The sequence below is a fragment of the Streptococcus sp. 339 genome (assembly GCF_013277285.1).
GTDB classification, from domain to species: Bacteria; Bacillota; Bacilli; order Lactobacillales; family Streptococcaceae; genus Streptococcus; species Streptococcus pseudopneumoniae.
The window spans coordinates 24,505-43,510 of sequence record NZ_VMMR01000003.1 but is presented as its reverse complement, the minus strand read 5'-3'; the positions used below and the strand labels follow the sequence as shown (position 1 = coordinate 43,510).

The 19,006-nt window shown below is 38.1% G+C and carries 24 protein-coding genes, 1 tRNA gene and 2 pseudogenes; 23 read left to right on the top strand and 4 right to left on the bottom strand.

Annotated elements, in window-relative coordinates:
- The 8 genes and pseudogenes from HT736_RS00570 to HT736_RS00535 all read left to right on the top strand — a co-directional run.
- Positions 1-242, top strand: a pseudogene (locus HT736_RS00570) (hypothetical protein); the annotation flags it as partial.
- Positions 242-1,342 (top strand): phage tail tip lysozyme, encoded by a 1,101-nt coding sequence (locus HT736_RS00565; RefSeq protein ID WP_050207458.1) that lies wholly within the window; start codon positions 242-244, stop codon positions 1,340-1,342. The pseudogene HT736_RS00570 and the gene HT736_RS00565, both read left to right, overlap by 1 nt.
- A 20-nt stretch (positions 1,343-1,362) precedes the next feature.
- Positions 1,363-2,145, top strand: a complete 783-nt coding sequence (locus HT736_RS00560; RefSeq protein ID WP_138707280.1) for an LPXTG cell wall anchor domain-containing protein — start codon at positions 1,363-1,365, stop codon at positions 2,143-2,145.
- A 205-nt stretch (positions 2,146-2,350) separates the two neighbouring features.
- Positions 2,351-2,761: a hypothetical protein gene (locus HT736_RS00555; protein WP_240154015.1), complete on the top strand. Its 411-nt coding sequence runs from the start codon at positions 2,351-2,353 to the stop codon at positions 2,759-2,761.
- Positions 2,762-2,820: 59 nt separating this feature from the next.
- Entirely contained in the window at positions 2,821-3,072 is a 252-nt protein-coding gene (locus tag HT736_RS00550) for a hypothetical protein (RefSeq protein WP_050207463.1), read from the top strand.
- Positions 3,065-3,310 carry a DUF4160 domain-containing protein gene (locus tag HT736_RS00545; protein ID WP_001127471.1) on the top strand — a complete coding sequence of 82 codons (246 nt, stop codon included), beginning with the start codon at positions 3,065-3,067 and terminating at the stop codon, positions 3,308-3,310. The genes HT736_RS00550 and HT736_RS00545 overlap by 8 nt, the downstream gene beginning before the upstream one ends.
- A 240-nt stretch (positions 3,311-3,550) precedes the next feature.
- A complete protein-coding gene (locus tag HT736_RS00540) occupies positions 3,551-3,889 on the top strand; it encodes a DUF771 domain-containing protein (RefSeq protein ID WP_050207466.1) in 339 nt (112 codons plus the stop codon).
- Between the two features lie 50 nt (positions 3,890-3,939).
- Positions 3,940-5,082, top strand: coding sequence for a site-specific integrase (locus tag HT736_RS00535; protein ID WP_050207467.1), 1,143 nt, complete (start codon positions 3,940-3,942; stop codon positions 5,080-5,082).
- A 70-nt stretch (positions 5,083-5,152) separates the two neighbouring features.
- Here HT736_RS00535 and HT736_RS00530 read toward each other — a convergent pair.
- Positions 5,153-5,225 (bottom strand) — tRNA-Lys (locus HT736_RS00530).
- A gap of 264 nt (positions 5,226-5,489) precedes the next feature.
- Complete coding sequence (locus HT736_RS00525; RefSeq protein ID WP_119942918.1) at positions 5,490-6,761, bottom strand: replication-associated recombination protein A; 1,272 nt, start codon at positions 6,759-6,761, stop codon at positions 5,490-5,492.
- 291 nt (positions 6,762-7,052) lie between these two features.
- Here HT736_RS00525 and HT736_RS00520 point away from each other — a divergent pair, with 291 nt between their 5' ends.
- The 11 genes from HT736_RS00520 (at position 7,053) to pepF (ending at position 14,346) form a co-directional block, all read left to right on the top strand.
- Positions 7,053-7,274, top strand: a complete 222-nt coding sequence (locus HT736_RS00520; protein ID WP_000425689.1) for a hypothetical protein — start codon at positions 7,053-7,055, stop codon at positions 7,272-7,274.
- 154 nt (positions 7,275-7,428) lie between these two features.
- Positions 7,429-7,617, top strand: a complete 189-nt coding sequence (locus HT736_RS00515; protein ID WP_000196536.1) for a hypothetical protein — start codon at positions 7,429-7,431, stop codon at positions 7,615-7,617.
- 136 nt (positions 7,618-7,753) lie between these two features.
- Entirely contained in the window at positions 7,754-7,933 is a 180-nt protein-coding gene (locus tag HT736_RS00510; RefSeq protein ID WP_001132284.1) for a type II toxin-antitoxin system HicA family toxin, read from the top strand.
- A gap of 36 nt (positions 7,934-7,969) precedes the next feature.
- Positions 7,970-8,422: a type II toxin-antitoxin system HicB family antitoxin gene (locus tag HT736_RS00505; protein WP_101514652.1), complete on the top strand. Its 453-nt coding sequence runs from the start codon at positions 7,970-7,972 to the stop codon at positions 8,420-8,422.
- Positions 8,423-8,712: 290 nt separating this feature from the next.
- Positions 8,713-9,183: a DUF3013 family protein gene (locus tag HT736_RS00500; protein ID WP_000257089.1), complete on the top strand. Its 471-nt coding sequence runs from the start codon at positions 8,713-8,715 to the stop codon at positions 9,181-9,183.
- Positions 9,184-9,238: 55 nt separating this feature from the next.
- A complete protein-coding gene (locus HT736_RS00495; protein WP_119942920.1) occupies positions 9,239-9,754 on the top strand; it encodes a hypothetical protein in 516 nt (171 codons plus the stop codon).
- A gap of 49 nt (positions 9,755-9,803) precedes the next feature.
- A complete protein-coding gene (locus HT736_RS00490; protein ID WP_172930642.1) occupies positions 9,804-10,238 on the top strand; it encodes an NUDIX hydrolase in 435 nt (144 codons plus the stop codon).
- On the top strand, positions 10,235-10,708 hold the full coding sequence (locus tag HT736_RS00485; protein ID WP_119943619.1) for a GNAT family N-acetyltransferase: 474 nt from the start codon (positions 10,235-10,237) through the stop codon (positions 10,706-10,708). The genes HT736_RS00490 and HT736_RS00485 overlap by 4 nt, the downstream gene beginning before the upstream one ends.
- A 135-nt stretch (positions 10,709-10,843) precedes the next feature.
- Complete coding sequence (gene prmA, locus HT736_RS00480) at positions 10,844-11,794, top strand: 50S ribosomal protein L11 methyltransferase (RefSeq protein ID WP_023940752.1); 951 nt, start codon at positions 10,844-10,846, stop codon at positions 11,792-11,794.
- Between the two features lies 1 nt (position 11,795).
- Positions 11,796-12,539, top strand: coding sequence for a 16S rRNA (uracil(1498)-N(3))-methyltransferase (locus tag HT736_RS00475; protein ID WP_101514655.1), 744 nt, complete (start codon positions 11,796-11,798; stop codon positions 12,537-12,539).
- 10 nt (positions 12,540-12,549) lie between these two features.
- A complete protein-coding gene (gene pepF / locus HT736_RS00470) occupies positions 12,550-14,346 on the top strand; it encodes an oligoendopeptidase F (RefSeq protein WP_172930641.1) in 1,797 nt (598 codons plus the stop codon).
- Between the two features lie 60 nt (positions 14,347-14,406).
- Here pepF and HT736_RS00465 read toward each other — a convergent pair whose 3' ends face one another.
- Entirely contained in the window at positions 14,407-15,084 is a 678-nt protein-coding gene (locus HT736_RS00465) for a metalloregulator ArsR/SmtB family transcription factor (RefSeq protein ID WP_000433071.1), read from the bottom strand.
- 267 nt (positions 15,085-15,351) lie between these two features.
- Here HT736_RS00465 and HT736_RS00460 point away from each other — a divergent pair, with 267 nt between their 5' ends.
- The 3 genes from HT736_RS00460 to HT736_RS00450 are packed head-to-tail and all read left to right on the top strand — an operon-like array spanning position 15,352 to position 17,961.
- A complete protein-coding gene (locus tag HT736_RS00460) occupies positions 15,352-16,464 on the top strand; it encodes a ThiF family adenylyltransferase (RefSeq protein ID WP_172930640.1) in 1,113 nt (370 codons plus the stop codon).
- Positions 16,434-17,204, top strand: a complete 771-nt coding sequence (locus tag HT736_RS00455; protein ID WP_172930639.1) for an ABC transporter ATP-binding protein — start codon at positions 16,434-16,436, stop codon at positions 17,202-17,204. Before HT736_RS00460 ends, HT736_RS00455 begins: the two co-directional genes overlap by 31 nt.
- Positions 17,197-17,961: an ABC transporter permease gene (locus HT736_RS00450; RefSeq protein WP_000475591.1), complete on the top strand. Its 765-nt coding sequence runs from the start codon at positions 17,197-17,199 to the stop codon at positions 17,959-17,961. The genes HT736_RS00455 and HT736_RS00450 overlap by 8 nt, the downstream gene beginning before the upstream one ends.
- 364 nt (positions 17,962-18,325) lie before the next feature.
- On the opposite strand, the pseudogene HT736_RS11435 reads toward HT736_RS00450, so the two are convergent.
- Positions 18,326-18,595 (bottom strand): annotated as a pseudogene (locus tag HT736_RS11435) (IS30 family transposase); the annotation flags it as partial.
- 44 nt (positions 18,596-18,639) lie between these two features.
- On the opposite strand from HT736_RS11435, the gene HT736_RS00445 reads away from it, so the two are divergent.
- Positions 18,640-18,948 carry a hypothetical protein gene (locus HT736_RS00445; protein WP_240147720.1) on the top strand — a complete coding sequence of 103 codons (309 nt, stop codon included), beginning with the start codon at positions 18,640-18,642 and terminating at the stop codon, positions 18,946-18,948.
- Positions 18,949-19,006 lie beyond the last annotated feature (58 nt).

Below are 19,006 nucleotides of genomic sequence, written 5' to 3'. Positions count from 1 at the left end.
GTGAGTCAATTCAACGGCTAAAGGAAGAACGGTTGAAGAAAAATCAGAAGCCATTTAAAGAGAATAAGGAAGGCTCAGTGAAGCAGAAGATAAAGACTCCGAAAACGGTCAATCCAAAAGATGTAGGACGAAGAAAAACAGTTGTAAAAAATCCTAAAAATGAAGAAATAACTTCTAAAGCAATTTTAAGTAAACAAACCAAAAAATTGAAAGCTAAAAAAAGGAAAAAGGTTGAAATTTAATGGGGAACAAAACAGAGAAACACTTGGGATTCTTTTTCGCAAGTCTTATACCTACGTTTTTAGTGATTCTCTTAATTATTTTAAGTGTTATCGGAGTTGTTTCTACTGGTGGCTTATCTGATTCTACAACTGGAAAAAGAACACGATTAACAGCGCAAGAGGTAGCTCAAAAAGCGAATATCTCTGTTGAAAGAGCAGAAGATGTCATTAAGATTCTAAACTGGCAACTTTCTAAGGAGAAATTTACTTTAGAGGGTGCTAGTGGTTCTCTTGCCAATGCTGAAAGAGAAAGTGGCTTTGATCCTAAACTAACGAATCCATCAGGTGGGGTTGCTGGTTACTTTCAATGGTCAGGTTGGGATAATACTATCAATGGTGATAGATGGAGAAATGCTAGTTCTCGTACTTTAGATAGTACGGTGGAACTGGAATTGATGTCTTATGAGTTGAATCATGGCTATAAAAAAGTCAAAGACTATATGCAGAAAGCGACTGATCCTTTTGAAAGTGCAAAATATTGGTCTGAACATTATGAAGGTGTCTCACTTTCAGACGGTCAGACAAAATTAGAAAAGCTGGAGAAGGATAGTAAGAAGTGGTATGAAATCTTTAAAGGTACGATTGAATCTGATGGTTCGTCAAGTGGGAATGCAATAGCTGGTAGCTTAGATATTCCTGCTGGTCAAGTGGCTATGGAGATACCTAGTGGATATTCGATTGATAAAGAAATAACAAAAGAAGGTTATATTACTCAGTCTTATCCGTATGGGGAATGTACATGGTATGTATTTAATCGTGCTAAAGAATTCGGGATTCATTTTGATCCATACATGGGCAATGGTCAAGACTGGGCGCATAAGTCAGGGTATGAAGTTTCTAATACTCCTACAAAGCATTCTGCTGTTAGCTTCCAAGGCAGGCAGGCAGGTGGTCACCCAATTTATGGTCATGTAGCCTTTGTAGAAGATGTAAAAGATGATGGCTCAATATTGATTTCTGAATGTAACTTTGTTCGAAGTGGACAAGGAACTGGGATAACAGACTATCGAGTATTTAGTGCTGATGAAGCTAAAAATTTTTATTATGTGATTGGAAAATAAAGAAAAAAGAGGAAAAAGAAATGAATAAGAAATTTGTAACATTGTTGTCTGTAGCTGTGTTGAGTACAGTTGCAAGTGGAGTATATGCTGATGAATTAACTTTGGGTGGAAGTGTAGTTTCTAATGGAGATAATTCTGGATTGGTAGTTTCAGAACAGCCAACAGAAACACAACCATCAGCAAGCGTAGAACATTCTGCTACAGAACTTGGTAAGGAGTCTGATAAGGAAGAAAACGGAGATCATACAGGTGTAGTTGTCGAGCCAACAACTCCAAGTGAGCAACCAAAAGAAGATAAGCCATCTGCTGATCTTGGAAAAGACACTGATAAGAATCAGGAACATGATAATACAGGTGTAGTTGTCGAGCCAACAACCCCAAGTGAGCAACCAAAAGAAAATAAGCCATCTGCTGATTCAGAAAAAGTAGAATCACCACAAGTTCAGGAAGATAAGAAGAAGGCAGAAAATAATGTAGGTGTGAAGGAATCTGATGATCCTAAACCATTGAATGTAACAAAGGAAGAAATTCAAGAGAAACCTATTGAAACAAACACTGGTCATAAAGTGGTTTCTACGAATCAAGGAAAAGTAGTGATCGAAACTGACGAAGGAAATTATGTTGAAAAAGAGCCTTATGAAGTAGGTGCTGTGAAGCAGAAAGACGGTACAATCGCTTTGAAGGATAAAGAAGGACAACTAAAAGTTCTTCCGAATACTGGAACAGCAAGTACAATTTTTGCGACTATTTGGGGATTTGTAGGACTAGTTGCAACTGTCCTTGGTAAGCGTAAATTTGATTAGAAAAATAGCAAGGTAGGTTAGCTCCTACCTTGTTTTTCCTTTTTGAGAAAGATAATAAGACAGAAATAGAAAGTTATTAAGGAGTATCTAGTTATGGATTGGGTAATAGTTAGTGGAATTGTTGTGATGATAATTTTACTAGTAGGAATTTTGGTTAAGCTAGTACGAGATACTAGTACGAGATAATAGTAGTCTTAAAGCTGAAATGAAGGCATTGTCAAAAGAACGTGAAATAGAATTTAATAGATTGTTTAAAGGATGTGCTTCTATAAAAGAAGATACAAAATATATTTATGGTAGAATGATACAAGAGAAACTGTTGAGAGAAATTTTGTATCAAAATACTACAAAAGCTAGAGAAATTTTAGATACAATGAATTTGATGAAAGAATTTGTACTTCAAAATTCAAAATTAACTCAAGAAGTAACAAGATTGGAAGTGGAAAATTTTGATTTATCTAGTAGTAATTCTAAGTTAAAAAGTCATTTAGAAGTATTTCCAGTTTTAAGAAAAATACATGAACGTTTAGATTCTCTTGAAGGTTATTGTACTACGGAAGAAACAAGAGAACTTTTGAAACGTGTTAAAAGTAAATTATCTGAATTGAATTATTAGTGTAAGTGACAATTTTAGAAAAAGTGATATAATAAAAGAAAGTGAAAGGAGAAGGAATCATGATAAAAGAATTTGGTGTGACAAATTTGGAAGTTACAAAAGATGATATTTGTAAAAATCCTAACAATCCTATTTTGCGTATGTATGATGATGATGAATTGATTGGAACATTTAGTATTCTTACTGGTGAAGTCCTAGAGGATTTTGATTTAGCAGACTATGATGTTCGATTTGCCCAAAAACAAATTGAGTTGAATCGTGATAACTACCTTGAAACGTGGAAGGACTACGTGGGGTTATTACATGCCTAAGTATTCTTTCTTAAAGTATGGTATTGAAATTCGTCCGAACGAACATAACCATAAAGGTCAGATGGCTCATATTCATATTTATATTCATGGCGAAGAAGTTGGATCAATGTTTTTGAATGGTGAACTTCGAGATGGAAAACTAAAGTCAAAAGATATGAAGATAGTAAGACAGTATGTCTTAGAAAATGCAGATGAACTTCAGGCATTATGGAATGAATACCAAAAAAGTGCATATTAAGAATTAAAAGCAAGTCAGAAATGGCTTGTTTTTTGTTGTTTTTAGAGAGAATAGTGAACATAAAGAAAGCAGAATATGCCTTAAAATTCGGATATAAGATCAAAGAGTCAAGAAAGTATAAAGATTATATTCGGAAATTAAGGGGTTTAGGGGTGAGGAATGGATTGACAAATGATTTCCATCACCCTGCTTATAAGCAGCTAAATCTTCAAATTCTTTTTCAGAAAGGAGAAAAAATATATGATCAACAAAATTTTAATTAAAATAGATAATTTAGAAGTACAACTTCCAGAAACTCATATAATAGTTGAAAAAGATGAATATCTTAACTTAAAGAAGAAAGCTTCAGAAGGGCAATATATGAGCTTATCAGAGGTTTTAGAGATGGTTTCAGTCTCTAGACCTTGGCTGTTAGAGAATGTTCTCTACAAGCAGGATATTCGTTCAAGAATTGATGTTGAGAGAAATAAAGAAGGATTTGTGAAATATCCAGAGAGTCAGGGTGGACGGTACTACTTTTTAGCTAGCAAAACGAAACAATTTTTTGAAGAAAATTTTGCAGAAATCTTCAGATTATGATAGGATAATCAAGATAATATCTTGGTTATCGTCTTTAGAAAGAGGTAATCGTGGCAGTTTCATTTAGAAAACGTGGGAAAAAGAATTTATGGGATTATAGAATATTTGATAAAAATAAAAAGGTGGTTGCTTCAAATTCAGGATTTAAGACAAAAAGAGAAGCAGAAATTGAAGCACTCCCTCTTGAATTAAAATTGATTGATGGTGCAATAATTGATAAAAATATTACACTCTATGCACTATGGGAGAAGTGGTTAGAATTAACAGTCAAACCTATTGGAAAAGCAGAGTCTACTTTAAACAAACATTTATTGCGTGGTAAATTCATTCAAGCATATTTTAATGATAAACCAGCAGTTAAAATAAAAGCAAGTGAATATCAAGCTTTTCTTAATAAGTATGCTGAAACCAATAGCAGAGACAATGTTAGAAGATTGAATTCGGAAATTAGAAATGTGATTGTGTTTGCTAAACGAGATAAGCTTAATATTGAAGATTTTACTGAGGGAGCTATTCTTTCAGGACGTCTCCCCAAAAAACGAAGAGATGAAAAATATATTCATAGTTTTGATGACTATCAAAAATTAGTGACATATTTAGAAAATAATCTTGATTTAACTATTTCAATTGTTCCGTATTTACTATTGATTCAACTAAAAACAGGATTGCGTGCAGGAGAAGTTGCAGGACTTACATGGGATTGTGTGTTGTGGGAAAGTTCAGAAATCAAAACTTATAGGAGATATGATACTATAAAAAAACGTTGGACAAATCCTAAAACAGAAGATTCAGTTCGTACAGTTCCAATTGATGAAGATACATTAACAATTTTTAAAAAAATTAAAAAAGAACAATCTGTATTCATTGAAAATGGGATGATTACAAATAATGAAAATATGATTTTTATTGATTTGAATCATGATGTTGTAACAAATGCAGGAGTTAATAAGCATTTAAAACAAATTTTAAAAACCTTAAAAATTTATCCTGAAAACATGACAAGTACAGGTCTGAGACACACGTATTGTTCAACGATGTTAGCAATGGGTGTTGATATTTGGGCTGTTTCAAAGTTAATGGGTCATCGAGATATTAAACAGATAACTGAAACTTATGGACATCTTATAAAGGAAAAGGCTGATATTGAAAATAATAAAGTTCGTGCAGTTTTAATGAGTTTAGTTAAAAAATAGAATTATTGACCAAAAGTTGACCAAATCAACAAAAAAGCCTTTACTCAAGGCTTTTCCTGTTGTATGTAGATGCCCCCTACAGGGATCGAACCTGTGACCCACGGATTAAGAGTCCGCTGCTCTGCCAGCTGAGCTAAGGAGGCAAAGAAAAAAGCTGTATTGGTGCCGAAACTTCACGGTTTGTATTGAACCCGCGCAATTAAGCAGGTGGGCAACTCGCTCTAACTGAAGCTGTTTCCGTGTGAGACGGCCTACATGCTGTTAGAAGACTTTTGTTTCCCTAATAATACAAAAAATAGTCGGTCAACACTTAAGTGTGAAGTCGTACACCACAGCGTTTCTATACTTATATGATACCACTTTTTCAAAAAAAATCAAGAGGAAAGTGCAATTTTTTGAAAAGGATTTCAGATTTTTCGCAAACGGTCGATAGCTTCCTTTCTTTGAGCCAAGGCCCGTTCATATTTACCAGTATCTTCTGCTTGGAAATAGTGATGATTACGAATTTTTTCTGGCAGATAGTCTTGCTTGACCCAATTTCCAGGATAGTTGTGTGGATAGAGATAGTCTTGGGCATTGCCAAGTTCCTTGCTTCCACTGTAGTGCCCATCACGCAGGTGTCGCGGAATAGGCAAGTGCCCTGATGTTTTGAGGTCATCAAGTGCCTTATCCATAGCTACATAGGCTGAGTTGGATTTTGGAGAAAGGGCCAAATCAATCACGACATTGGCAATGAGAATGCGGGCTTCTGGGAATCCAATCCTTTGTGCAGCATCCAGAGCAGTCACGGTATGAATCTGGGCCTCAGGGTTGGCCAAACCGATATCTTCATAGGCGATAACGGTCAAGCGTCGAGCGAGACTTGGCAAATCACCAGCCTCAATCAAGCGGGCAGCATAGTGGAGACTAGCATCCACATCCGAGCCACGGATAGACTTTTGCAGGGCTGAGAGGACATCGTAGTGTCCATCCCCATCTTTGTCCATAGTGATGTAGCTTCTCTGAAGACTATTTTCCATGATGTCTAAGGTGATGTGGCGAATGCCCTTGTCATTCTCAGGGGTAGAGAGAACAGCCAAGTCCAGTGAGTTGAAGGCAGAGCGAAGGTCTCCGTTTGTAGAGGTTGCGATGAAATCCAGCGCATCCTCATCTAGTTCTACTGGAAAATCAAAACCACGTTCAGGGTTACTTAGAGCTATCTGCAGGGCCTCTTTGACGTCTTGGTTAGACAGAGGTTCCAACTCAAAAATTTGAACACGGCTACGAATGGCAGGAGTGACAGAGAAGAAAGGATTTTCAGTCGTAGCGCCAATCATGATGACCAGTCCGCTTTCCAAGAGAGGCAAGAGGAAGTCCTGCTTGGTTTTATCTAGTCTATGAATCTCGTCTAGTAATAGGACGAGACCACCAGAGAATTTAGCCTCTTCCGCAATTTCTTGCAATCGCTTTTTACTATCAACTGTCGCATTGAAAGTTCGAAAGGCATACTTAGTAGTCCCAGCGATGGCAGAGGCAATACTGGTCTTGCCGATTCCCGGAGGGCCATATAGAATCATGGAGGACAGGCGGTTGGCTTCTACCATGCGGCGGATGATTTTTCCTTGTCCGACCAGATGTTCCTGACCGATGACCTGGTCGATGGTTTTAGGGCGCATACGAAGCGCGAGATTGTCTGGCATAACAGTCCTTTCTAACGTGGATTTGAGTAGAATGACTCATCTACTATATCTTACTATGTCCATTCTAGCCTATTAGTTGTGATATTTCAATGGTTTTGTAATAATCAGGGAGTGAGATAGAATCTTTTTTACTATTTAATTTAATAAGGAGAGGTATCAGCATGAGAGATTTGATTTTCCTTAAAGCTCAAAATAGGATAGTTGAGCCTAAAGAAGTGGAAGTGCTGACTTGAGAAATAATATTGCTAAATGTCATTGTATGAACTATAATGAAAAGAGAGGTGATAAGCAATGGAAATGATGGAACTACCAAGTCAGGAAATTTTGATTTTTACAAAACAAATTCGTCATTGGATTCTTAGTGATCAAGTTATTTCAGGGAAAAGAAAACTTTTCTTCCGGGAAGATACTCCAAAAGAGATTTTAGATTTGTACGAAAACATTAAATCTAAACTTGATTTTGCTTACCAAGAAGTTCATTCTAATAATGGGTTGAAAAAATATGAAAAATAGAATAATTGATGTTTTTGAAGTAGTAAATCGCCTCCTTGTAATAACTGTTGAAAATCCTGATTTCGAAGACTTGAGAGTTAATCATACTCAATGAAAATCAAAGAGCAAACTAGGAAACTAGCCGCAGGCTGTACTTGAGTACGGTAAGGCGACGTTGACGCGGTTTGAAGAGATTTTCGAAGAGTATCAGTTTGTAAAAATTGGAGATAAAAAATATAGAGTACGCAGTGTTCCTATGATTCATTCAACTCCGCCTCAATCTGTCTTAGATCGAGATACTTTTACAATTGACTATACAGATGATGAATTGCTCGATAAAGAAGCAGTTTTTACTACTCATTAGAAAAATAGGTATGAATAAATTGGCTTCCCTTAGAACCACATCTAGGGGCTTTTATGTATAATAGAATAATAAGTATCACTCCTTTACAATACGTGTAACACGTGTTATAATGGTGTTGTCAGGAGGTAAAAGCGCTATGCCTATGACACAAAAAGAGATGGTTAAACTCCTTACGGCCCATGGTTGGATAAAGACTAGAGGCGGTAAAGGCTCCCATATTAAAATGGAAAAGCAAGGGGAAAGACCTATCACAATCCTTCATGGTGAGCTGAATAAGTACACTGAAAGAGGGATAAGAAAGCAAGCTGGGTTGTAAAATTCAGCCCCTGCTTTTTGATATGGAGGTAGTGAAATGTTAGTTACGTATCCAGCTTTATTTTATTATGACGACACAGACGGAACAGAAGCGACTTATTTTGTCCATTTCCCAGATTTTGAATACTCAGCTACACAAGGAGAGGGGATTTCTGAGGCTTTGGCTATGGGGTCGGAGTGGCTAGGGATAACTGTTGCAGATTTGATAGAGAGTGATGGAGAGTTACCTCAGCCATCAGATATCAATAGCTTGTCTTTAATTGATAATGATCCTTTTAAAGATGATGACAATTTCGTGTCAACCTATGACCTTGATAAATCTTTTATTTCTATGGTATCTGTTGATGTATCAGAATACCTAGGAAGTCAGGAACCCATTAAAAAGACTTTGACCATACCAAAATGGGCAGATAAGTTGGGACGAGAAATGGGACTTAACTTTTCTCAGACTTTGACAGACGCTATTGCAGATAAGAAAGTTCAAGCCTAAGATTAAGCGTGGTATCGTGGTAATAGTCAATAAAAAAGCACGTCCACTTGTGCTAGTTACTCGCCTATTGATTTTATAGATTTATTAGCCCTTTCGAGGGCTTTTTATATTGATTTTTATGAGAAATGAAGAAATCAGACTTTTAAGAAAATCACTGATACCAAGGGTTTAAATGAGGTAATATGGTATAATTAGGACATAAAATAATTTTGTGGTAAGATGGTAGTATCTATTTTAGCATATTTCCGAGCAATCGGGGCGATTAAAGAGTCGCATAGAAAGAGGACAAAATGGCAACATACGGATTTTTAGATATTTTAGAGGAAGAGTTGGACAAGAACTTTCCCTTTGATTTTGAGATTAGTTGGGACAAACGCAACCATGCGGTAGAAGTGAGTTTTCTATTGGAAGCGCAAAATGCTGCAGGTGTGGAGATGGTGGATGAAGACGGAGAGGTTTCATCAGATGACATTCTTTTTGAGGAAGCGGTCCTTTTCTACAATCCTGCCAAGTCAACAGTCAATGAGGAAGACTATTTGACTGTTATTCCTTACCTGCCTAAAAAAGGATTTTCCCGTGAATTTTTAGCTTATTTTGCGCTTTTCCTTAAAGATACTGCTGAGGTTGGGCTAGATGTCCTCATGGACTTTTTGGAAGACCCAGAAGCAGAGGAATTTGTCATGGAATGGAACCAAGAAGTCTTTGAAGAAGGAAAAGTTGGCTTGGAAGAGGGAGAATTTTACCCTTATCCGAGGTATTAGAAAAGATTCTAAGTGGACATTTTTAAATAATGAATTCAAGGAGAAGGGGGAGATTATGCTAGAAAAAGTCAAACAGTTTTTCAGGAGCAGGTCAGCTAAAACTGAGCCGTCAGTTGATATTCTTCCCCGCAATCGCTTTGCGGATCTAGATTTCGAGAGAGTATTGAAGTCAGGAGCTCGTCGCCTTGTTAATGAGGAAGGACGCTATGCTGAGGATGGGAAAATCACAGAACTTGAATTTCTAGTTGGTTTTAAGACGGAGGAAGAAGAGCAGTTTCAGCAACTATTAGCTCGTTTAAATAGTATTGACAATGCTATTCAGTCCTATTTGGAAAGTGAGATGCAACAACCCATCCCTCAGTATGCCAAGGATCTCGGCTATACTCAGAAGAGGTGGGAGAAAACCTTTTACTTCCATCCTTGGATATTAAGTGGTGAGGAAAACCCGCCTAATCTTCGCTATGTTGCAGATTATGTAAATGATGAGTTTACGGTTTATTTTGCTAAAAAACATGGCAGATGGCAAGCATACTGGGATGCAGAGTGCCAAAAAGTAATCGAAGAAAGCTAGCTCGTATTTTCCTAGAGAGTAATTGTTATCATAGAAAAGAGTAAATATCATGGAATTATTGAATAGCAGAATGGATTTCCAAGGTTGCAAGATTGCCCTCTTTTGTGGGGATAAGCTACTGACGATTTTGCGTGATGACAAGGACGATATCCCTTGTCCCAACATGTGGGAGTTGCCAGGTGGTGGCCGTGAAGGGGACGAAAGCCCTTTTGAATGCGCTCGGCGTGAAGTTTATGAGGAACTGGGAATTAATTTAGATGAAGACTGTCTGCTTTGGAGCAAGATTTATCCTAGCGTAATTTTTAAAGGCAAGAAATCGGTCTTTATGGTTGGTCAGCTAAGACAAGAACAATTTGACAATATCATCTTCGGAGATGAAGGACAGGGCTATAAATTGATGCCTATTGAGGAATTTCTCAATTCTAAACAGGCAGTGCCTCAGTTGCAGGGAAGATTGAGAGATTATTTGGAGGAAAGTTTATGATAACACTTGTTCGAGTGGGAGCAGAGGATTTAGAAACTATTATTGCAATTCAGAGAGCCAGCTTTAAGGCTGTTTATGAAAAATACCATGATGAATATGACCCTTATCTCGAGGACTGCGAACGAATTAAGTGGAAATTAGTCGAGCGTCCCAATAGCTATTACTACTTTGTAAAAGAAGATGAAGAAAACATCGGATTTTTACGAGTTCAGACCAATGCCGAGTTAACGAAAGCTTGGTTGGGAACGGCAGCGATTTTGCCTCAGTATCAAGGAAAAGGGTATGGATCTAAAGGTTTAAGCTTACTGGAAAAAGAATTTCCAACCATCACACAATGGGATTTGTGTACGGTGTTACAGGATGCAGGCATGGTTGCTTTTTACGAGAAAAACGGCTATCGTCAAATCCGCATTGAGGCTGAAAAAGAAGATATGGATATGGTCTACATGAAAAAATTGATAGAGAAATAGAAAGGATGGTTCAGTTACATTTCTAAACTGAACCCGCCCTAAACACTGTGCCAAAAAGATAAACTTCTCTTAGACACAAGTGTCTTCAGAGAATTTCCTATTTTGGTTTTGTGTTTTACGGGCTTGGTATTAATAATGGAAACATGGCAAGAGTTAAAAGTTACAGTGAAGCGTGAGGGAGAGGAGTTGGTTTCCAATCTCTTGATTGAGCTGGGAGCGCAAGGAGTCGCAATCGAAGACAGTATGGACTATGTGGGAAATGTGGACCGCTTTGGAGAGATTTTCCCAGAGGTGGAGCAGCAAGAAGAAATCGTAGTGACAGCCTACTACCCTGACACGGTGGATGTGACAGTGGTTGAGGCGGATTTGCAGGCTCGTCTAGCAGAATTGACAGATTTTATGGATTTGGGAGAGTTAAAAATAGGTACGACTGCCTTGGCTGAGGAAGACTGGGCAGACAACTGGAAGAAATACTATGAACCTGCTCGCATCACTCATGATTTGACCATCGTTCCCTCTTGGACAGACTATGAGGCGACTGCGGGAGAAAAAATTATCAAGCTGGATCCTGGCATGGCTTTTGGTACGGGAACCCACCCAACTACCAAGATGAGCCTTTTTGCCTTGGAACAGGTTCTTCGTGGTGGCGAAACGGTGCTAGATGTGGGAACTGGTTCAGGGGTTCTCTCTATTGCCAGCTCGCTTCTGGGGGCTAAAGAAATTTTCGCCTATGACCTGGATGATGTGGCAGTTCGTGTGGCTCAGGAAAATATTGAGCTCAACCCTGGAATGGAAAATATCCATGTAGCGGCAGGCGATTTGCTTAAAGGCGTGGAGATTGAAGCAGATGTCATCGTGGCAAACATCTTGGCGGATATCCTCATTCATCTGACAGAGGATGCTTATCGCTTGGTTAAGGATGAAGGTTACCTGATCATGAGTGGCATTATCAAGGATAAGTGGGATATGGTGCGCGAGTTGGCTGAATCAGCTGGATTTTTCCTCGAAACTCACATGGTTCAAGGGGAATGGAATACCTGTGTCTTTAAGAAAACCAAGGATATCTCTGGTGTGATTGGAGGCTAGCATGCAGCAGTATTTTGTAAAAGGCAGTGCTATCTCTCCTGTCACTATCGAGGACAAGGAAACCAGCAAGCATATGTTTCAGGTTATGCGCTTGAAAGAAGATGATGAGGTTACTTTGGTCTTTGAGGATGGCATCAAGCGCTTGGCGCGCGTGCTGGATGTGGAAGCCCGTCAGTTTGAGTTGATCCAAGAATTGGCTGACAATGCGGAACTGCCAGTCCAAGTGACCATCGCATCTGGATTTCCCAAGGGAGACAAGTTGGAGTTCATCGCTCAAAAAGTAACCGAACTGGGTGCTAGCCAAATCTGGGCCTTTCCTGCAGACTGGTCAGTTGCCAAGTGGGATGGCAAGAAATTGGGTAAAAAAGTTGAAAAACTAGAAAAAATTGCCCTTGGAGCAGCCGAGCAAAGCAAGCGTAATATTGTACCAAGTATTAAACTTTTCGAGAAAAAAGCAGATTTTCTAGCTCAGCTGGACCAGTTTGACTCTATCATAGTAGCCTATGAAGAATCGGCTAAAGAAGGAGAAGCTGCTGCGCTTTTACAAGCAGTTACTGGACTCGAGAAGGGAAATAAATTGCTCTTTATCTTTGGTCCAGAAGGCGGTCTCTCACCTGCAGAAATTGAGAGTTTTGAAGCTAAGGGAGCGGTTCTTGCAGGACTTGGTCCTCGTATTTTGCGAGCAGAAACAGCACCACTTTACGCTTTATCAGCCCTTAGTGTTTTATTAGAATTAGAGAAATAAGAGGAAGAAAATGGAACAAAAACACCGTTCAGAGTTTCCAGAAAAGGAACTTTGGGATTTAACAGCTCTATACCAAGACCGTGAAGATTTCTTGCGTGCAATCGAGAAGGCTCGCGAAGACATCAATCAATTTAGCCGTGATTACAAGGGTAATCTTCATACTTTTGAGGATTTTGAAAAGGCCTTTGCGGAATTGGAACAAATCTACATCCAGATGAGCCATATTGGTAACTATGGTTTTATGCCGCAGACGACAGACTATAGCAATGACGAATTTGCCAATATTGCCCAAGCTGGGATGGAATTTGAAACAGATGCCAGCGTAGTATTGACCTTTTTTGACGATGCTTTGGTAGAAGCTGATAAGGAAGTCTTGGACCGTTTGGGTGAATTACCACATTTGACCGCAGCTATTCGTCAGGCAAAAATCAAAAAAGCCCACTATCTAGGGGCTGATGTGGAAAAAGCCTTGACCAATCTGGGTGAAGTTTTCTACAGTCCGCAGGATATTTATACTAAGATGCGTGCTGGGGATTTTGAAATGGCTGACTTTGAAGCCCATGGCAAGACCTACAAAAACAGCTTTGTGACCTATGAGAATTTCTACCAAAACCATGAGGACGCTGAGGTTCGTGAAAAATCTTTCCGTTCCTTCTCAGAAGGTCTTCGTAAGCACCAAAATACGGCTGCAGCAGCCTATCTAGCCCAAGTCAAGTCTGAAAAACTATTGGCAGATATGAAGGGCTACGAATCAGTTTTTGATTATCTTCTAGCTGAGCAGGAAGTGGACCGTGCCATGTTTGACCGCCAGATTGACCTCATCATGAAGGATTTTGCACCAGTCGCTCAGAGATACCTCAAGCATGTTGCCAAGGTTAATGGTCTTGAAAAGATGACCTTTGCAGACTGGAAATTGGATTTGGATAGTGCCCTCAATCCTCAAGTGACCATTGACGACGCCTATGATTTGGTCATGAAGTCGGTAGAACCTTTGGGACAAGAATATTGTCAGGAAGTTGCTCGCTATCAAGAAGAGCGCTGGGTGGACTTTGCTGCCAATAGTGGCAAGGATTCCGGAGGTTATGCGGCGGATCCATATCGCGTGCACCCTTATGTCCTCATGAGCTGGACAGGTCGTTTGAGCGATGTCTATACCTTGATTCATGAAATCGGGCATTCTGGTCAATTCATCTTTTCAGACAATCATCAGAGTTACTTCAATGCTCACATGTCGACCTACTATGTCGAAGCGCCGTCAACTTTCAATGAATTGCTACTCAGTGACTACTTGGAGCACCAATCTGACGACCCTCGTCAAAAACGCTTCGCTCTGGCTCACCGCTTGACAGACACCTACTTCCATAACTTTATCACTCACCTTTTGGAAGCAGCCTTCCAGCGTAAGGTGTGTACATTGATTGAAGAAGGGGAGACCTTTGGAGCAAGCAAACTCAACAGTATTATGAAGGAAGTTTTGACGGATTTCTGGGGAGATGCCATTGAAATTGACGATGATGCAGCTTTGACTTGGATGCGTCAAGCTCACTACTACATGGGCTTGTATAGTTACACTTACTCAGCTGGACTAGTCATCTCGACTGCTGGTTACCTTCATCTAAAAAATTCAGAAACTGGAGCTGAAGACTGGCTCAAACTTCTCAAATCAGGTGGTAGTAAGACACCACTTGAGTCAGCCATGATTATCGGAGCGGATATTTCAACAGATAAACCACTTCGTGATACCATCCAATTCTTGTCTGATACGGTTGATCAGATTATCGCCTACAGTGCCCAGTTGGGAGAGTAAGGGGAATAGAGAGGTTGTTATAGAATTGGTATGGACAGTTATTTGCTTAAAAATCCATGTTTAAATCCCCCACTCCTTTTCGAGGAATTCTTTGCCCTGCTCTGTAATGGTAAGTGAACGTGGCGTTTGTGCAGGGATGACCAATTGTTTTTCACTGAAAAATTCTAAAAGAGCATTGCCGAGAGCTCCGCCGACATGATTTTTACGTTCGCTCCAATCCAAACATTTAGGGCAAAATTTCCGTTTTTTCTTTTTCAATTCATCCGTATCAATGTGTAATTTTCTTTGGAAATAAGACTTCCCAGCTTCAGTGAGTTGGAAGTCTTTTTCTGATTCGCTGAGGAGATTTTCTTGCAAGAGATAATTGGTAATGGAAATGCCAAGCTCACCAGCAATATGGTCATAGCAGGTGCGAGCGACCTTTAATTCCTTTTTGTGAATGTGTTGTTTATAACTTTTGACATCACGCTGAGGAGAGTAGAAGCTGAGAAATTCCAGCATTTCTGCAATGGCAGCACTTTTTAAAGAATAATAATGAAAACGTCCATAGGTTTGTAGAGTGGTTACCTGTGCTTCGGTAAGTAATTTGAGGTGATAGCTGACAGTATGTTGCTTGATTTTGGTAAAGCTGGCAATTTCGTTAACCGTGTGAGCTTTTCCATCCATTAGAATATCTAAAATGTGCATCCGAGAAGGGTCTGATAAGAGTTTTGTGATGATGAAAATATCTGGTTCCATAAAAATTTTCTCCAAATTTCATATATCGATGATTTTCTATCTTTTATTATACTATAATTAAAGCACAAGATAAATAGATTTTTAAAATGTTTTACTAGAGAATATTTTAAATTTTATTGTCTGAGTTTAAATGGAGGTAAAATTACAAAAGTAATTGCAGCAGTATCCACAGTTGAAGGACGTTAATCTTAAGATTACATTCTCAACATTTTTTCAAAAGTGAATGGATTTTTCCATTCCTTTTGTCTATTTTAGGAGGAAATAGAATTGAATTTACCTAAAATTAAAGATATTCATAGTGTCCTATTTTTAAAGGATAAAATTAGATTAGGTATAGGAAAAGATTATGGTATTGAGATTGAGAATCTGGATGAGAAGTATACTCAGCTCATTAAGCTTCTCGATGGACAATACACAATCAATGAAATTTGTAGCTTAGTTGATAGCTTGTCCCCTAATGAGGTAGAAGAAAGTATTTCTTTACTAGATACACTAGGGTATTTGGAGGATAATTTTGTTACTACAACTGAATTAACTTCAGAAGAATTGGACAGATATTCCGTAAATCTTAACTTTTTTAATACTTTAGATACATTATCTTTAACAAAATATGATTATCAGTTAAAATTAAAAAAGACGCGTATTTTGATCTTAGGTATTGGTGGTATAGGAAGTAATATCTGTCTAGCATTGGCTGAATTAGGTATAGGGCATATTACAGCAGTTGATTTTGATACGGTCGAAGCTAGTAATCTCAATAGACAAATTTTGTATTCGACATCTGATATTGGAAAAAGAAAAGTAGAGGCTGCAAAAGAGTCGCTTAGAAAGTTTAATCCTTTAATTGAATTTGAGGTACTTGATAAAGAGATAGGTTCAAAAGAGGATGTTGATGAGTTAATAAAAACTTCAAAATGTGATATCGTAGTAAATGTTGCAGATTATCCAACAGGCTATATTGATTTTTGGGTCAATGAAGCTTGTGTTCAATACAATAAATTATGTCTGTCTGCTGTGGTTGGTAAGAAAAATGGGAAAGTATATTCAATTATTCCGTATAAAGCAGCGTGCTATTACTGTCAGTTTTTAGAGGATTTGGAAAAAATTCCTGAGTATGCTGAAGAGTTGGAGACCGTTCGTACAATGACAAATTCATTGGAACTAGAGATGTTCAGAACTCCGAATGGTGCTTTAGGTCCTGCTTGTCTATTTCAAGGGTATTTTATTTCGTTTGAAATTTTAAGATATATTTTTTGGGGATACGAAGCATTGCTAACATTTAATAAAAGATTCTCAATTGACTTTATAACATTCGAACAACATTTTGATGAATTAACAAAGTATCCAACATGCTCTATTTGTGGGGGAAAGAAAGAGTGAAGAAGTTAAGTGTTAAAAATCTAAAAAAGCAATATGGTTCTTATGAAGCTGTCAAGGGAATTAGCTTTGAATTGGGAGAAGGAGAGTGTTTGGGTATCTTGGGAATCAACGGTGCTGGCAAAACATCCACTTTAAAGATGATTTACTCACTGACCTCAATTTCCTCAGGAGAGATTGATATCTTGGGGCAAAATATTGAAACCAATCGTCGTAAGAGTAAATCTTGTCTGGGTATTGTAGGGCAGGAGGATATGCTGGACATGACCTTGAATGTTTATGATAATCTTTTTGCTCACGGTCTATGTTATGGTATCTCATCTGTCGAACTTAGGGAGAGAATCGATTCTCTCTTGGATTTTGTTCAACTGAGCAAACATGCGCAAAAGATGGTGAATCAGCTGTCGGGTGGGATGCGACGACGTCTTGTCTTGGCAAGAGCTCTCATCAATCGGCCTGATATTATCATTTTAGATGAACCGACAGTTGGTTTAGACATTCAATCCCGCAATATTATTTGGGATAAACTTTTGGAGTTGAAGGAATTAGGTGTTTCTATCATTATTACTTCCCACTATATGAATGAGATTGAATATTTGACAGATAGGGTGCTGATGCTCCACCAAGGGACTATCAAAGAAGAAGGAACTGTAGAAGACTTGCTCATCAAGTATGATGCTGACAACCTTGAGACGCTTTTTTTGGGGTTGACTGGGACAGAGAAGGAGGACTTGCATGTTTAAGTTATCATTTCAGTCCATCGGACACGTTGTGGTACGCAACTACATGAGTTTTAGAAATTTATTTAAAATTTCAATTGTCCCCAACCTTATCGACCCCCTCTTTTATCTTTTAGCAATGGGATTTGGAGTTGGTGCCTACTTGACGCATGTTAACGGTATGCTCTACCGTGATTTTGTCATTACAGGTTTAATTGCTGCGACTGCCATGTCTGCGGCCACCGCAGAAACAACGGTCAATGCCTTTATCCAGTATAAGATTGAAAAGACTTATGATGCTATGTTGATGACGCCAATCAATACGAGTGATATTGTGGTGGGTCAGGCTATCTGGGCAGGTATTCGTGCAGTGATTTTCGGTGGGATTTTTTGGCTGATTTCCATGCTTATCACAGCGCATTTTCATGTCTTGATGTTATTGATTCCTCTGATTTTATTTATAGTGGGTTATTTGTTTGGTGTTTTAGGACTAATCTTTACCTACTTGGCACCGTCTAGGGAATTTCTGAATTACTACAATGTTTTGGTAATCCGTCCTCTTTATATGTTTTCAGATACCTTCTTTCCCATTACTTCCTTGCCCCCAATACTTGGTGATTTGACTTGGTTTTCTCCCTTGTATCACGCTACCTGCATGATTCGTATTATATGGGGAGGTGAGGTGACAGGTTTGTATCTTCATCTTATCTGGTTGATAGCCTTGGCGCTCTTGATAACGGTGCTTCCTATGTATATGTTACATCGTAGATATTATAGATAGTTTAATTATTTGTGATGTTGTAGTCATATTCTAATTTATACTAAACGTTATTCGAATTTGGACAGGTATGGGAACTGTGCCTATCAATATTGTAATTTATGGAAGTTGAAATAGTACGGTTCAGTTTTTAAAATATTGTTAGAAATTATAGTGAAATGAAATAAGAACAGGATAAATCGATCAGGACAGTCAAATCGATTTCTAAGAATGTTTTATACTCAATGAAAATCAAAGTGCAAACTAGGAAGCTAGCCGCAGGCTGCTCAAAACACTGTTTTGAGGTTGCAGATGGAAGCTGACGTGGTTTGAATTTGATTTTCGAAGAGTATTAGAAGTAGAGGTGTACTATTCTAGTTTCAATCTACTATGTTTTAAATTCCCTAATCAATTTGTATAGTCTGTATTTCATTGCCAAATTTCAAGTTCAAGTTATCCATCAAGAAGTCTTCTCTGGGGGACTTGTAGTTCAAGTGTTTTTAGGATAGTTATTAATCCAATTTTCGATGAATGCGACTTCTTTGGGAGTCGTTTTCTTAGTTCCTTTAGGTAACCATCTCCGAATGAGCCTATTGTGATTCTCATTAGTTCCCCTTTCCCAAGAGACATAGGGGGGTGCATAATAGATATGCTCCTTATAGAGCTGTAATCAAGAAAACACGACATTTTTTAAAAACAGATATGGGAACACATAGAGTAATTCCTTTATATTTATTTAATTTAGAATTATTATTAAAAAATAATTTGTTAGATAGCGCTCAATTTTTTATAGATGATTTAGAAAATTTACTGACCAGACAAGGATATTATTTTGAAAAGAATTATTTGCTTTTTTTAAAAGGTATTTATCTCATCAAAACGAATCAAGTAGAGTTAGGTAAAAAAGAATGTTCCAAAGCTATGAGAATATGTAAGGAATATAATGATAGTGATACAATAGAGAAATTAAACAAGACCTTTAAATCAGATTTTACCATTTATACTCAATGAAAATCAAAGAGCAAACTAGGAAGCTAGCCGCAGCTTGCCCAAAGCACTGCTTTGAGGT